Origin of the sequence: Nocardia brasiliensis, from assembly GCF_042691675.1 — a bacterium.
In the GTDB taxonomy this organism is placed as follows: domain Bacteria; phylum Actinomycetota; class Actinomycetes; order Mycobacteriales; family Mycobacteriaceae; genus Nocardia; species Nocardia brasiliensis_D.
The window spans coordinates 1,588,151-1,603,464 of sequence record NZ_CP170507.1 but is presented as its reverse complement, the minus strand read 5'-3'; the positions used below and the strand labels follow the sequence as shown (position 1 = coordinate 1,603,464).

The window sequence follows — 15,314 nt, the reverse complement described above, 5'->3', positions numbered from 1 at the left end:
CACACCCGGTGTACCGGGTGTGCGGCTGACGGAAGGGGTGTGCACGCCCGGACGCACAGCGTCCGCGCGAGTGACGGCGGCTCAGTAGAGCGCGGCGGCGAGCTTGCGGCGGGCGGCGACCACGAACGGCTCCGCCTGATCGAACAACTCGAAGAGTTCGAGCAGACGGGTGCGTGCCCTGGTGCGGTCGTCACCCGCCGTGCGCTTGACGACCCCGATGAGGCGGTCGAACGCGGCCTCTGGCTGCTGGTTGAGCATCTCCACGTCGGCGGCGTCGAGGGCGGCGTCCACATTGGCCGGGTCGGCATCGGCGGTCGCCACCGCGGACTCCGGAATCCCCTGCGCGCGAGCGAGGAAGCGCAGCTGGCGCAGCGCGCCCTTGGCCTCCTCGTTGCCCGGTTCCGCGGCGATGATCGCCTCGTAGGCGGCCTCGGCGCCGACCAGGTCGCCTTGCTCCAGCGCCGCTTCCGCGGCGAGGAAACGGGGATCTTCCTGAACCTGCTGCGGTTCCTCGCCGCCGGGCAGCTTGCCGGCCACCGCGTCGACCACGGCGCTGAGCCACTGCCGAACCTGCGGTTCCGGCTGCGCGCCCTGGAAGTCGGCGAGCGGCTGACCGCCCGCGACCGCCACGACGGTCGGGATGCCCTGCACACCGAATGCCTGCGCGATCCGCATGTTGGTTTCGGCCTCGACGGTGGCCAGGTCCCAGACGCCGCCGCTCTCCCCGACCAGACGCTCCAACGTCCGGACCAGTTCCACGCTGCCCGGACTGCGCTGCGAGTACAGCACGACGACCACCGGTACCTGCACCGAGCGGCGCAGCACTTTTGTCTCGAAGTTCGCTTCGTTCACCGCGTAGTCGCCATTACCGGCCGCCGTGGATGCTCCGGCGGGCGGCTGCTTCAACGCGGAAAGATCAACTGCCCCGGACATGGCGGCGACAGCGGCTGGCGTAGGACGGCGTGCGGCAGGTCGAGTCACGGTTTCCAGTTTGTCACGACGCGGCGGCGGCCGGGGCTCCGGAGTCGGCGGAATTCCCGTTGCTCAGTTCACCCAGCTTGCCCGACCGGACCGCCCAGATCTCGAACACCACGGTGAAGAACGGCGGGATGCTCGACAGCAGCGCGAGCACCGTGGTCTTCGCGTTCCAGGCCAGTTCACGCGCGGTCACGATGGCGGCGATCACGAACAGCACGAAGATGATGCCGTGCGTCATGCCGAACACCTTGACCGGCCACAACACCGGCTCCGGGAGTCGCTTGAACACCATGCCGACGATCAGGAAAGCCCACGAGATCGCCTCGAGCACCGCGATGAAACGAAACCGCTTCGCGACGGTGCTCAGGTCGAAGATATTGCCCATGCGCACCATTGTGCCGGATGCACTACGACGCGTCGTAGTGGGACGGGTCACATCGCGATCTTGCGCCCTCGAGCGACACAGCCCCTGCGCACGGAACGACAGCGTCCGCGCGCCGAACGACAAAGCCCCGCGAACGAAATTCGCGGGGCGGTCGAGGACTCGGGCGGGGACTAGACCCGGACGATCAGCGCATCGCCCTGGCCGCCACCACCGCACAGCGCGGCAGCGCCGACGCCGCCACCGCGGCGCTTCAGCTCGAGCACCAGGTGCAGCAGAATGCGCGCACCGGACATGCCGAGCGGGTGGCCCACCGCGATCGCGCCGCCGTTGACGTTCACCTTCGCCGGATCGATGCCCAGCTTCCTGGTCGAGGCGACACCGACCGCGGCGAACGCCTCGTTGATCTCCACCAGATCCAGATCGGCAGGCGAAATACCTTCGCGCGCACAAGCCTTCGCGATGGCGTTGGCCGGCTGGTCCTGCAGGGTGGAGTCGGGACCGGCGACGACGCCCGCCGCGCCGATCTCGGCGAGCCAGCTCAGGCCGAGCTCCTCGGCCTTGGCCTTGCTCATCACCACGACCGCGGCGGCGCCGTCGGAGATCTGCGAGGCGGTGCCCGCGGTGATCGTGCCGTCCTTGCGGAACGCGGGACGCAGCCTCGCCAGCGACTCGACGGTGGTGTCGGCGCGGATGCCCTCGTCGGCGGCGACCAGCAGCGGGTCGCCCTTGCGCTGCGGCACCGATACCGGCACCACCTCGTCGTCGAAGATGCCGTTCTTCCACGCCTCGGCCGCACGCTGGTGCGAGGCCGCCGCGAAGGCGTCCTGGTCCTCGCGGCTGACCGGCTCGGTGTCGTTGCGCTGTTCGGTCAGCGCGCCCATCGGCTGGTCGGTGAAGATGTCGTGCAGGCCGTCGTAGGCCATGTGGTCACGCAGCGTGACATCGCCGTACTTGAAACCCTCGCGGCTCTTTTCGAGCAGATGCGGGGCCTGGCTCATCGACTCCTGGCCGCCCGCGACGACGATCTCGTACTCGCCCGCCCGGATCAGCTGGTCGGCGAGGGCGATGGCGTTGATGCCGGACAGGCACACCTTGTTCACGGTCACCGAGGGCACGTCCATCGGAATGCCCGCGGCCGTGGCCGCCTGCCGGGCCGGCATCTGGCCCGCGCCCGCGGTGAGCACCTGGCCCATGATCACGTAGTCGACCTGCTCGGGCGCGACGCCGCCGCGTTCCAGCGCGGCCTTGATGGCGAAGCCGCCGAGATCGGAACCGCTGAAGTCCTTCAGACCGCCGAGCAGCCGACCGACCGGGGTACGTGCACCTGAGACGATAACTGAAGTGGTCACGACAAGCCTCGCTATCTTGTTTCGCAGGATTCGTACTCCACGGTAACCGCTGCGCCCCGGTTGCCGGTACGCAGGTACGGGCTACCTTCGAGGGGTGAGCAACGTCAGCGATTCGTCCGATTTCATCCCCGCCGACTACGTCGTCGCCATCGACCACGTCGGGATCGCGGTACCCGACCTCGAGGTCGCGGTCGCGTGGTACGCCGAGCATCTCGGCATGATCGAGACCCACCGCGAGGTCAATGACGCCCAAGGCGTGCACGAGGCGATGCTTTCGCTGCCCGGCGCCCCCGATCGCGCGACTGCCCTGCAGTTGCTGGCCCCCCTCGACGACGAGTCCACCATCGCCAAGTTCATCGACCGTAACGGGCCGGGCCTGCAGCAACTGGCCTACCGTGTCACCGACATCGATGCGGTCTCCGCGCACCTGCGCGCGCGGGGCCTGCGTTTGCTGTACGAGGCGCCGAGGCCTGGAACAGCGGATTCCCGCATCAATTTCATCCATCCGAAGGATGCTGGCGGTGTGCTGATCGAGTTGGTCGAGCCGAACGCGAATGTTACGCACTAGTATCAAGATCGGGTGCGAAAAACTCTTCGGAATCACATTCGCGGTCGAGTCACCATCAGGTCTCTGTAGGCTGTAGTTTGTGTGCCATGTCGTCACCTGAGTCCGATCGCAATCGCTTCGTTGCACTGCCCTTCACCGTTGTGCGCAAGGGTTATGCGCAAGACGAGGTACGCAACTACTTCGACCGCTTCGACGCCGAACTAAGGGTCACCGCTACCGACCGGGATGCTGCTGCGGCGCAAGCCCGTAACCTCGCGAGCCAGCTCGAGGACGCGCGTGACGAGATCGACGAGCTCCGCAAGGAGGTCGACCGTCTCTCGGTGCCGCCGACCACCGCGGAAGGCATGTCCGACCGCATCTCCCGGATGCTGCGACTGGCCTCCGACGAGGCTTCCGAGGTCCGTGCCCTGGCACAGGCCGAGGCCGCGGAGATGGTGTCGATCGCGGAGCAGCAGGCCACCGAGATGCGTGGCAAGTACGAGTCGTTGCTGGCCGAAACCAAGGAAAAACGCGAGGCGCTCGAGATCGAGTTCGAGCAGACCCTCGCCAACGCGCGCACCGAGTCCGCCAAGATCATCGAGGCCGCCCAGGCCGAGGCCGATCGTCTCGGCAAGGAAGCCGACGCCAAGCGCAAGGCGGCCCAGCAGGACTTCGAGGTCACCATGGCCGAGCGGCGCACCAAGCTCACCCGTGCCATGGAGGAGCTGGAGGCCACCAGCCGCGCCGAGGCCGCCCAGCGGATCAAGGACGCGACCGACGAGGCCAACCGCCTCATCACCTCCGCGACCCAGACCTCCGAGCGCAAGATCGCGCACGCGAAGGAACTGGCCGAGGAGATGCGCGTGCTGCGCGGACGCGTGCTCGCTCAGCTGCTCGGCATCCGCGGCCAGCTCGACTCGGTGCCCGCGATGCTCGCCGCGGTCAACCGGGAAAGCGAACTGCTGGACGGTGTTCCGGATCAGCGCAAGTCGATCGGCAACAACACCAAGCAGGTCTCCGGTTCCAGCCGCAAGGCCATCCCCGAGGTTTCCTCCGAAGAGGATGACATCGTCGACGAGGAGCGCGAGAACGCCGACATCAGCAACTAGAGGCGGGCCACGCGGCGACTAACGCAGTACCCCAACCGAATTCAGCTCGAAGGCCGTCCCACACCGGGGCGGCCTTCCTAATTCCCCGGGTCGGCCGCGGAAGCCTGCGCAGCAAAAAGATTTGCGACAAAACGCGCGTTTCGAAGAATTAACTTCTACGCCACGGACATTCGGAACAAATGCCACGTTCCGGACGAATCTCCTTGTGCGGCACAATTCCTTACGACCAGCGCCGGGTGATCCCGCGGGTCTGGCGGCCGTTCCAGCAACCACGGTGCCAGTGCCTGCGATCGTCCTCGCCGCCATCGGCGGGCCAGGCGACGATGTGCGCGACGCCGATCGCGATCTCGTGGTCGCACCCCGGGCAGCGGTAGATCTTCACCGCACGAGCGCCTGGGATGGTGCGAACGACGTAGGTCTCGTCACCCCCCGGCCCCGCCTCCGTCCGACCGAAGACATCCCCCAGCGGTGCGCCGCCCGTCCGCGAGCGACCCACCTGACCGGCTGCGCGCGGTTTGCGACGGGGCATGCCGTCCAGACTATTACTCGACCGAAGGCGCGCCTGAACGGCCGCTGCGGCGGCGTCGCGCGAGTACCCGGCGAGCTGCCCGATCAGGAAGGATGCCTCGCCCTGCCGTCATCGGCACGGTGTGGCACAGTAGGGCACCGCCGGACCGCCTTCCCCGCGCTCCCCGAAATATTCGCAGCAATCTCACAGGGAATACGCTGGTCGAGCCGAGTGCGGGCCTCGATCATGGAGAGGTACCGTAGGACAACGGAGGTGTGCATGGCCGTCGCGACGACCACGGACGACCGGACAGCGGTCGTCGGTTCTCGTTGGTGGCTACCGAGGGTGCCCGCGACCGTCGGCTACCTGGCCGCGCTGGTCATTGTCACGTCGATCTTTTCGGGATTGAGTGATTCGGCCCAGTCGAAGGTGGCGCTGCAGACCAGCACCAATCTGCACAATCTGCTTCAAGGGCGCGTCGTCACGCTGCTGTCGAGTGCGCTGGTGATCGGCGATGTCGGCACCGCGTGGTTGATCATGCCGCTGCTGGCCTGTCTGCTCGCGCTGGCGGAACTGCGGTTCGGTGCGCTGCACATGATTCGCGTCTTCCTGGCGGGGCACATCGGCGCGACGCTGCTCGTCGCGGCCGGGCTCTGGGTGGCCGTCGAGTTCGACTGGCTGCCCGCGAGCGTGCGCTGGAGCGAGGACGTCGGTATCAGTTACGGCGCGATGGCGTTGATCGGTGCGCTGGTCTTCGTCGTGCCGCACCGGCTGCGGATCGCTTGGGCCACAGTGTGGTTCGCGGCCGCGGTCGCCGGCGTGCTGCTCGGGCAGACCTTCACCAACGTCGGACATCTGCTGGCCTTCTGCATCGGCTCGGCCGTCGGTTACGGCATGATCCGGACCAAGACGCCGGTCACTCGACGGTTCACCAAGGTCGAGCGAGCGTTGCTCGGAACCAGCGTAATTCTGGCCGCCGCCGTGCTCTTCGGCTGAGCGGCGAGGGGCCGCGAGTCGAGGCGGGCTGACGTCAACAGTCGTCGATCGTTCACCTAGAGTGCTGGGGTGCGCCTAGTGATTGCTCGTTGTCAGGTCGACTACGTGGGGCGACTCACCGCCCATCTGCCCATGGCCCGTCGCTTGCTGTTGATCAAAGCCGACGGCTCGGTCCTCGTGCACTCCGATGGTGGCTCGTACAAGCCGCTGAACTGGATGAGCCCGCCGTGCTGGCTGGAAGAGCGCGGGGCCGCCGATCTTCCCGACGGTGCGAAAGCGCTCTGGGTCGTCACCAACAAGGGCGGCGAAGAACTGCGCATCACCATCGAGGACATCGAGCACGACTCCTCGCACGAGCTCGGCGTCGACCCGGGTTTGGTGAAAGACGGTGTGGAGGCGCACCTTCAGGTCCTCCTCGCCGAACATGTGCAGACCCTCGGCCCCGGATACACGCTGATCCGCCGTGAATACATGACCGCGATCGGCCCGGTGGATCTGCTGTGCCGGGATGCGGCTGGTGCCACCGTCGCTGTCGAGATCAAGCGCCGCGGCGAGATCGACGGCGTCGAACAGCTCACTCGTTACCTGGAGCTGCTGAATCGCGACCCGCTACTGGCACCGGTGGCGGGCGTCTTCGCTGCCCAGCAGATCAAGCCGCAGGCCCGCACGCTCGCCGAGGATCGCGGCATCCGCTGTCTCACACTCGATTACGACGCCTTGCGGGGCACAGAGAGCACCGAATTCCGGCTGTTCTGAACCGGGCCGCGCTACCTCCTCAGTCCTCGAACGGAATGAAATCCGTTTTGCGCACGCCGCACACCGGACACACCCAGTCGTCCGGTATGTCGGCGAACGCGGTGCCGGGCGCGATCCCGCCGTCCGGGTCGCCTTCGGCGGGGTCATAGATCATCCCGCAGGTCACGCAGATCCACAGCTGGGTGATCGATTGGGTATCGATCCGCTGTGCCACTCCCGCATCGCCGGTCATGGCTCGACCGGTCCGGGCAAGGCTCCGGCGAGCGAGAACCGGTTGCCGCGCCGGAAGGTGCCGAAGTCGTTGAACCGGACACCATGCTCGCGCAAGATCGTTTGGCACTCCGGCCTGATCGCCTCGCGGATGTAGAACGGATCGCGGACCACGAAGTGGTGGATCGCGTGCGTACCACCGAAGTTGAAGCACAGCGCGTGCAATGGCCACAACCGCCGAGCAGTCCATACTTGAGTCTGTTGCAAGATGTTGTGGGGTTCGACGTCGCCGTAGTAATGCAGGTTCGAGCTGACGAAATGCAGGCAGAAGGTGCGCACCACATTCGGGACCAGCAAGGTGACGGCGACGAAGTTCAGCGCCTGGTATGCATCGTTGTGGCCGATGCTTCCGCCGAACAGCTCGTAGACGTGGAGCCCGATCCAGATGTGCCACAGCCCGTAATGCACTCCGCCGAGGGGGAAATAACCCAGCGGAGTGGTCACCGCGAGGCGGCGAGCTTCGTCGGCATCACGAGCGGCGCCGGCGATGAATTCGTTGACGAGCCGACGCGTGCGGAAGGGTCGGGTGTAGATCCCCAGCATCGTGTCCGACAAGCTGAGCAGGCGGTGACCGTTCCACCGCTGACCATTGGTGATGGCGCGTTCTTCCAGATCCGAGGCGGTACCGGAGACCGCATGGTGATGCAGGTGCAACCTGCGCCGGACCCATGGGTTGATGGTGCTCGGGCGAAACACCCAGACACCCAGGATCATCGCGTTGTGCACCCACTTGTTTCCGCGAAAATACATCGAGTGGATGAGGTCGTGCTCGATTTCATGCAGCAGCGACAACCAGAAGGCGGTTACCAAAATGGTTGCCCACCAAGGTAATACGCCGATCGCATAGAGCGCGGCATCGCCGAGGACACCCAGAATGGATATCGTGAAGATACCCATTCCCATCCCATCCTGATGACGGCTGACCCACGGATGCGCAGTTCGCCACCGGTCGCCGACGCCGATGATCTGCTCTCGAATGGACGCGATCCGATCCCCATCGTCCTTGCTCAGATTGCGTTCGCCGGGGAGCCGAGTGGTGAGTCGCATGGTTCTCCTGTTATCGACCTATTGGGATGGGTGGCTGGAGATCGGTGACGGCGCAGGGGCGGGAACCACCAGTTCCAGCGGCCCATGATCTGCATCAGCGCGGGCACCAGGACGAGCCGGATCAACGTGGCGTCGATGATCAATGCGACGGCGATGGCGAAGCCGAAGGACTTCAAGCCGCTGATCTCCGACACCATCAGGCTGCCGAACCCGACCGCGAGAATCACGGCAGCCAACGTGATCGAACGAGCGGTGCTCTGCAAACCGGTTGCCACCGCCCCTCGATTGTCCCCCGTGACCAGGTACTCCTCCTGGATCCGGCGAACAAGGAATAACTCGTAGTCCGTGGACAATCCGAACAGGACGACGAACACGATCAATGGCACCTGCGGCCAGATCAGGCCCTGATTGGCCAACCCCGACGCCTGGTCGCCCACATCACGTTGGAACACCAGCACGGTGAGTCCAAAGGACGCTCCGGTAGCCAGCAGGCTCATCAGGATGGCTTTCAACGGCAGCACCAAGCTGCGGAGCACGCCGGCAAGCACGGCGAACATCAGGGTGAGCACCCACCCGAACACCCACCACAGCCTCGTCGAAGTCTCGGTGAGGATGTCGCTGATAAGGGCGCTGGGGCCACCGACGTGCACCGGGAAACCGGGTGGCCCATAGGTCGGGGCGATGTCGGCACGGACCCGGCGCACCAAATCCACGACTTCCGATGAGGTCGTCAGATGCTTCGGGATCACCAGGACGACAGTGAGGTCCGCCCCATTGTCCAGCTTCGAGGCCGCGGCGACTTCTGGATCCGCACGCAGAGCAGCCAAAAGGGACTCGGTGTCCGGTTCCGGAGTGTCAGCGGGGCGACTCAGCAGGACACTTACCGGCGACGCGATTCCGGGCGCGTCGCGGTCGATGATGGTCATTGCAGTGTGGAACGGCGTTCCGGCCAGCGCACGGCTTTCCGAGTCGAAACCCAGCGTCATATGTGACGCCGGCACGGCGGCCAGCAGCATGGCGGCCGTGACGGCGACCGTATAAGGCCACGGGTGGCGCATCAGGTGGTTCGCCCAACGAGCCAGCGAACCCTGCCCGCCGACGACTTCCTTGCGATACGCCCGACGGGAGGGTGCGATCCATCGGGGCTGCCAGTCGAGCCATTTTGTCAGCGACACCAGTAGCGCGGGCAGCAGCGAAACCGAGGCCGCCGCGGTCGCCACAATCACCGTCATGGTGCCGACGGCCGCCACGGCGAATATGTGCCAGCGCACCAGGAACAGACTCAGGCACGCCAACAAGAGGATCACCGCCGAATACACCACCGTCCGCCCCGTGGTGGCCGCCGCCGTGCTGATCGCCTCCTGCACTCCGGCCCCGGCAGCCAGTTCTTCGCGGTAGCGGTTCATCACGAACAAGGCGTAGTCGATGCCGATGCCGAGCCCGATGGCGTTCACCCCGATCAGCAACATGCCGTCCACCGGTAGCAGTTCGCGAACCACCGCGAACAGGCCCAATGTCGTCAGCACAGACGCGCCCGCGACGAAGACCGGCACCAACGCTGCCACCGGCGCGCGCAGACCCACCAGCAACACCAGGATGGCAGCGGGAACCGCGACCAACTCGATACGCATCAGGTCGGAGACTTCGGCTTCCTGCACTGCCTGGCCGAACACCACACCGCCGAGCAGATATGCCCGCACCGTGCCTCCGGACGCGGCTTGTGCCGCCTCGTCGATCATCCGCTGCTGGTCGGGTATCCGGTCTTGGCGTTCCCGGTCCGTTCCGGTAACCCCGATCAACATGTAAGCGGTGTGCTCGTCGTGCAGGAGGGGACGCAACGGTTCCAGGGTGTCTGTGAGTGTGGGCGCCTTGGCCGGGTCTCCCGCCTTGGGCAACGCCACCGCTCCAGCGATATTGTCGTCGTCTCCGATCACCACCAGTGCGGCATCGGTGGCTTCACGAAAAAGCCGGTCTGTCGTACGCAATGTCGATGAGTGGAACACCGCGAGCACTTGAACATCGCCGAAGGACGGCACGCCGGCACTCAAAATCTCACCCGCGCGCTGGGATTCGGCACCGGCCACCTCGATCGGCGGCGAACTCACGGAATTCAACAGGTAGGGCAGCCCTATAATGCCGACCAGCACCGCAAGCAGCCATCCAGCGAATACCCGCCGACGATGCCGCACCATCCAGACCGCCAACCGCGCTAATGGATCTGTCCGGCCCCTGGACATGGCACAGCCTCCCTCGAGCGGTACACGGAATACGCGCCGCGCCTTGGGAATCGGCGCGGCGCGGTGAACCGGAGTTTCAATTCTTACGAGCCCACTCAGGCCTCGTCCTTGGTCTCGGCCGATACGACCTTCACCGTGAACTTGCCCGTCGGCACCTCATTGCACTCCGTGATGCCGTGACCCTCCACGGTCCCCTTGCCGGTCACTATGTCGTTCGAGTCGGTGCTTTCCGGGGTGAGTTCCCCCTGAAGCAACTCGACGGTGGCCGCTGAGCCGTCCAGCGGAGCGGTCATGCGGACTTTCCCTTTTTCGAGGACGTCCTCGTCCTTCTTGCCGTTCTTGTCGTCGTCTTTCGCGTCCACGACTCGGCCCGACACTTCCTTGCTCTCGATCACACACTTTTCGCCGTCTTTTTTGGCGCTGAGGTTTTTCGCGGTTCCCTCGACATCACCTTCGCAGCCTTTCGCCAGAGTTCCTTTACCTTTCGCGGTGAAGCCCTTTTCAGGACTTCCGGTGATCGTAAAGGTGCCCTCGCCTCCCCCGCATTTCTCCTCAGCCGCTGGCTCTGAACCCTCCTCCCCCTGGGCAAATGAGCCAGGAGCATTGACTACGGTGTAACCGACGGCCGACACGGCCATGAGACCGGCGGCGAGCAGAGCGAAGCCCCGCGATCCTTTGCGAGGACCGCACAACGGGTTTTCCGAGCCGTGTTCTTCTGTCCGTTCATTTGCCATCGCAAACCTTCCCATCGACTATGTGGTCATTCGAACAACGCCTCTGTGCACATGTATCCCGAGGCGAAGGTTGTCACGATCCTGCTCAAAGCCTGGTGAAGAATGGACTGCGGGCAGAACCTACCATCCGGAATGGTCACCTAGCATTCGGTGCCGCTGCGCATCCGGATGGGACCGGTTCATCAGGAGGAGACCCACCATTTCCGCCAGCCCTCGATCTGCACCAGGACGAGCCGACGCGAGGTGGCCCGGGTGTCAATACGTTTCGCTGTCCCCGGGGCAAACGGCACTCACCTCCGTGACCACAGGCGGCGTCCCCGGTTTCTCGATGACGCTGTCGCGAGCTGCGTGCGCCGGGTGAGCGACCGATCCACGCCAGCCGAGCCGCGGGCGCCGCTCGCGGGCGCTGTGGCCGAGCCGCATACTCGGCAGCGAAATACCGGATACCGCAGCACTTCTCGGTCGAATCCAGGGGAGCCACCAGTTCCAGCGGCCCATGATCTGCATCAGCGCGGGCACCAGGACGAGCCGGATCAGCGTGGCGTCGATGATCAGGGCCGTGCGCTGCAGGCCGATCGCGACCGAGCCGCGGTTGTCTCCGGTGGCCTGGTATTCCTCCTGGATGCGGCATACCAAGAACAAGTCGTAATCGCACGCGATCTCTGCGGGTACCGCCCCGCTCCGTGGCTGTCGCGGACCTGCCGCGAGGCCGGTGAAGAACGGAGAGGTCATGTAGCATTCGCTGCCGGATCGCGTCTGGATGGAATCAGTTGCGTATTGGTTCCGAACGAGGCCAGCATCGCCGCGGCTGCCGATGCCACCGCTTGTCCCGCGGGTCACGGGGTAGCGATTCTGCCTGCGGCACAGCGTGAACGGGTGTCACAGGGTGTGCGCGCGTTTCACAGAGAGTGTTGGCTTTGTGAGGCAGATGGAGGCTTTGTGGGTGTGCCTGTGTCGGGGGTCCGGCGGTAGAGACGACGAAAGCCCCCCAGCGGTGCTGGGGGGCTTTCGTGAAGGATGTTCCGGCGGTGTCCTACTCTCCCACACCCTGTCGAGTGCAGTACCATCGGCGCTGGCAGGCTTAGCTTCCGGGTTCGGAATGGGACCGGGCGTTTCCCTGCCGCTATGGCCGCCGTAACTCTATGAAACTATCCACTCCGGAGACAACAACCCCTGATTGGCGGGGGCCGGAGTCTCTGAAACGGTGTGTGTTGTTTCAGATACTGCACAGTGGACGCGTAGCTTCTTTGTTGGTAAGTCCTCGGCCGATTAGTACCAGTCACCTACACCCGTTACCGGGCTTCCAGTTCTGGCCTATCAACCCCATGGTCTGTGGGGGGCCTTAACCACTCGAAGGTGGTGAGAAACCTCATCTTGGAACAGGCTTCCCGCTTAGATGCTTTCAGCGGTTATCCCTTCCGAACGTAGCTAACCAGCGGTGCTCCTGGCGGAACAACTGGCACACCAGAGGTTCGTCCGTCCCGGTCCTCTCGTACTAGGGACAGCCTTCCTCAAGTTTCTGACGCGCGCGGCGGATAGAGACCGAACTGTCTCACGACGTTCTAAACCCAGCTCGCGTGCCGCTTTAATGGGCGAACAGCCCAACCCTTGGGACCTACTCCAGCCCCAGGATGCGACGAGCCGACATCGAGGTGCCAAACCATCCCGTCGATATGGACTCTTGGGGAAGATCAGCCTGTTATCCCCGGGGTACCTTTTATCCGTTGAGCGACACCGCTTCCACTTGCCGGTGCCGGATCACTAGTCCCGACTTTCGTCCCTGCTCGAGCTGTCGCTCTCACAGTCAAGCTCCCTTGTGCACTTGCACTCGACACCTGATTGCCAACCAGGCTGAGGGAACCTTTGGGCGCCTCCGTTACATTTTAGGAGGCAACCGCCCCAGTTAAACTACCCACCAGGCACTGTCCCTGAACCAGATCATGGTCCGAGGTTAGAAGTCCAATACGATCAGAGTGGTATTTCAACGATGACTCCACGAACACTGGCGTGCCCGCTTCACAGTCTCCCACCTATCCTACACAAACCGTACCGAACACCAATACCAAGCTATAGTGAAGGTCCCGGGGTCTTTTCGTCCTGCCGCGCGTAACGAGCATCTTTACTCGTAATGCAATTTCGCCGAGTCTGTGGTTGAGACAGCAGAGAAGTCGTTACGCCATTCGTGCAGGTCGGAACTTACCCGACAAGGAATTTCGCTACCTTAGGATGGTTATAGTTACCACCGCCGTTTACCGGGGCTTAAATTCTCAGCTTCGCCACCGAAGTGGCTAACCGGTCCTCTTAACCTTCCGGCACCGGGCAGGCGTCAGTCCGTATACATCGTCTTACGACTTCGCACGGACCTGTGTTTTTAGTAAACAGTCGCTTCTCTCTGGTCTCTGCGACCACCCCCAGCTCAGGAAGCAAGTCCCGTCACCGGTTGTGGTCCCCCTTCTCCCGAAGTTACGGGGGCATTTTGCCGAGTTCCTTAACCACAGTTCTCTCGATCGCCTTAGTATTCTCTACCTGACCACCTGTGTCGGTTTGGGGTACGGGCCGTGTACCAACTCACTAGAGGCTTTTCTCGGCAGCATAGGATCACTGAATTCGCCTCAATCGGCTACGCATCACCTCTCAGGCTGTATGAACGGCGGATTTGCCTACCGTTCGCCCTACAGGCTTACACCAGTACAACCACTGACTGGCCCAGCTACCTTCCTGCGTCACCCCATCGCTTGACTACTACCAGCCGGGGTCGTGTGCAGCCACATCCGGCTCCCCGAAGGGAGTCCATCCGCTTTTGGACACTTAGCACAACTGATTCATCATGGGCGCGGATACACGGGTACGGGAATATCAACCCGTTGTCCATCGACTACGCCTGTCGGCCTCGCCTTAGGTCCCGACTCACCCTGGGCGGATTAACCTGGCCCAGGAACCCTTGGTCATTCGGCGGACGAGTTTCTCACTCGTCTTTCGCTACTCATGCCTGCATTCTCACTCCCATAGCCTCCACAACTAGGTCACCCTGCTGCTTCCATGGCTATAGGACGCTCCCCTACCCACCCCAACCACTGCACCACAAACCGTAGTCTGTGGCGGATGTAATGTTGGAGTGCCGCGGCTTCGGCGGTGTACTTGAGCCCCGCTACATTGTCGGCGCAAAATCACTTGACCAGTGAGCTATTACGCACTCTTTCAAGGGTGGCTGCTTCTAAGCCAACCTCCTGGTTGTCTTCGCGACTTCACATCCTTTTCCACTTAGTACACGCTTAGGGGCCTTAGCCGGCGATCTGGGCTGTTTCCCTCTCGACTACGAAGCTTATCCCCCGCAGTCTCACTGCCACGCTCTCACACACCGGCATTCGGAGTTTGGCTGATTTCGGTAAGCTTGTAGGCCCCCTAGACCATCCAGTAGCTCTACCTCCGGCGTGAAACACGTGACGCTGCACCTAAATGCATTTCGGGGAGAACCAGCTATCACGGAGTTTGATTGGCCTTTCACCCCTACCCACAGCTCATCCCCTCAGTTTTCAACCTAAGTGGGTTCGGGCCTCCACGACGTCTTACCGTCGCTTCACCCTGGCCATGGGTAGATCACTCCGCTTCGGGTCTAGAACATGCGACTCGAAACGCCCTATTCGGACTCGCTTTCGCTACGGCTACCCCACACGGGTTAACCTCGCCACATGCCACTAACTCGCAGGCTCATTCTTCAAAAGGCACGCCATCACCCACAGCCGACCAAACGACTCGCAGGCTCTGACGGATTGTAAGCGCACGGTTTCAGGTACTATTTCACTCCCCTCCCGGGGTACTTTTCACCTTTCCCTCACGGTACTAGTCCGCTATCGGTCACCAGGGAGTATTCAGGCTTACCGGGTGGTCCCGGCAGATTCACAGCAGATTTCACGGGCCCGCTGCTACTCGGGTACTCACTACAAGAGCCGCTGAGTTTTCGTCTACGGGATTCTCACCCTCTACGACAGGCCGTTCCAGACCACTTCGACTAACCCAACGGTTTCTGACTCCCGCTTGGCTCGGCAGAACCAAGAAAATGAGCCCCACTACCCCACATACACAACCCCTGCCGGGTATCACATGTACATGGTTTAGCCTCATCCGCTTTCGCTCGCCACTACTCACGGAATCACAATTGTTTTCTCTTCCTGTGGGTACTGAGATGTTTCACTTCCCCACGTTCCCTCCACACACCCTATATATTCAGATGCGGGTAACACGACATCACTCGTGCTGGGTTTCCCCATTCGGAAATCCTCGGATCTCAGCTCGGTTGACAGCTCCCCGAGGCTTATCGCAGCCTCCTACGTCCTTCATCGGCTCCTGGTGCCAAGGCATCCACCGTACGCTCTTAAACACTTACTAACAAAGATGCTC

13 protein-coding genes and 2 rRNA genes are annotated in these 15,314 nt (G+C 63.3%); 4 read left to right on the top strand and 11 right to left on the bottom strand.

Annotated features, from left to right (window positions below; translation table 11 throughout):
- Nucleotides 1–81 precede the first annotated feature (81 nt).
- The 3 genes from ACFK0J_RS07400 to ACFK0J_RS07390 form a co-directional block, all read right to left on the bottom strand.
- Nucleotides 82–933: a tetratricopeptide repeat protein gene (locus ACFK0J_RS07400; protein ID WP_378737746.1), complete on the bottom strand. Its 852-nt coding sequence runs from the start codon at nt 931–933 to the stop codon at nt 82–84.
- A 61-nt stretch (nt 934–994) separates the two neighbouring features.
- Nucleotides 995–1,372, bottom strand: coding sequence for a DUF3817 domain-containing protein (locus ACFK0J_RS07395; RefSeq protein ID WP_378742695.1), 378 nt, complete (start codon nt 1,370–1,372; stop codon nt 995–997).
- Nucleotides 1,373–1,533: 161 nt separating this feature from the next.
- Nucleotides 1,534–2,712 (bottom strand): acetyl-CoA C-acetyltransferase, encoded by a 1,179-nt coding sequence (locus ACFK0J_RS07390; RefSeq protein WP_378737744.1) that lies wholly within the window; start codon nt 2,710–2,712, stop codon nt 1,534–1,536.
- A 94-nt stretch (nt 2,713–2,806) separates the two neighbouring features.
- Between ACFK0J_RS07390 and mce the strand changes: the two genes are divergently transcribed.
- Both mce and ACFK0J_RS07380 read left to right on the top strand, forming a co-directional pair.
- Nucleotides 2,807–3,280 carry a methylmalonyl-CoA epimerase gene (gene mce, locus ACFK0J_RS07385; protein ID WP_378737742.1) on the top strand — a complete coding sequence of 158 codons (474 nt, stop codon included), beginning with the start codon at nt 2,807–2,809 and terminating at the stop codon, nt 3,278–3,280.
- Between the two features lie 86 nt (nt 3,281–3,366).
- Nucleotides 3,367–4,368, top strand: coding sequence for a hypothetical protein (locus ACFK0J_RS07380; RefSeq protein WP_378737740.1), 1,002 nt, complete (start codon nt 3,367–3,369; stop codon nt 4,366–4,368).
- 220 nt (nt 4,369–4,588) lie between these two features.
- Here the strand turns inward: ACFK0J_RS07380 and ACFK0J_RS07375 are convergent, their stop codons facing one another.
- Nucleotides 4,589–4,897, bottom strand: coding sequence for an ATP/GTP-binding protein (locus ACFK0J_RS07375; protein WP_378737738.1), 309 nt, complete (start codon nt 4,895–4,897; stop codon nt 4,589–4,591).
- Nucleotides 4,898–5,155: 258 nt separating this feature from the next.
- Between ACFK0J_RS07375 and ACFK0J_RS07370 the strand changes: the two genes are divergently transcribed.
- A complete protein-coding gene (locus tag ACFK0J_RS07370) occupies nt 5,156–5,872 on the top strand; it encodes a rhomboid-like protein (protein WP_378737736.1) in 717 nt (238 codons plus the stop codon).
- Between the two features lie 69 nt (nt 5,873–5,941).
- Nucleotides 5,942–6,628: an endonuclease NucS gene (gene nucS, locus ACFK0J_RS07365; RefSeq protein ID WP_378737734.1), complete on the top strand. Its 687-nt coding sequence runs from the start codon at nt 5,942–5,944 to the stop codon at nt 6,626–6,628.
- A gap of 19 nt (nt 6,629–6,647) precedes the next feature.
- Here nucS and rd read toward each other — a convergent pair whose 3' ends face one another.
- From rd to ACFK0J_RS07330, 7 genes are all read right to left on the bottom strand, one after another.
- Nucleotides 6,648–6,860, bottom strand: coding sequence for a rubredoxin (gene rd, locus ACFK0J_RS07360; RefSeq protein ID WP_378737732.1), 213 nt, complete (start codon nt 6,858–6,860; stop codon nt 6,648–6,650).
- Nucleotides 6,857–7,945: a fatty acid desaturase gene (locus ACFK0J_RS07355; RefSeq protein ID WP_378737730.1), complete on the bottom strand. Its 1,089-nt coding sequence runs from the start codon at nt 7,943–7,945 to the stop codon at nt 6,857–6,859. Before ACFK0J_RS07355 ends, rd begins: the two co-directional genes overlap by 4 nt.
- Entirely contained in the window at nt 7,906–10,182 is a 2,277-nt protein-coding gene (locus tag ACFK0J_RS07350; protein ID WP_378737728.1) for an MMPL family transporter, read from the bottom strand. Before ACFK0J_RS07350 ends, ACFK0J_RS07355 begins: the two co-directional genes overlap by 40 nt.
- Nucleotides 10,183–10,277: 95 nt before the next feature.
- Nucleotides 10,278–10,916, bottom strand: coding sequence for a hypothetical protein (locus ACFK0J_RS07345; protein ID WP_378737726.1), 639 nt, complete (start codon nt 10,914–10,916; stop codon nt 10,278–10,280).
- A 255-nt stretch (nt 10,917–11,171) separates the two neighbouring features.
- Nucleotides 11,172–11,648 (bottom strand): hypothetical protein, encoded by a 477-nt coding sequence (locus ACFK0J_RS07340; RefSeq protein WP_378737724.1) that lies wholly within the window; start codon nt 11,646–11,648, stop codon nt 11,172–11,174.
- A gap of 288 nt (nt 11,649–11,936) precedes the next feature.
- Nucleotides 11,937–12,053 (bottom strand): 5S ribosomal RNA (rrf, locus tag ACFK0J_RS07335).
- Nucleotides 12,054–12,165: 112 nt separating this feature from the next.
- Nucleotides 12,166–15,302 (bottom strand): 23S ribosomal RNA (locus ACFK0J_RS07330).
- Nucleotides 15,303–15,314 lie beyond the last annotated feature (12 nt).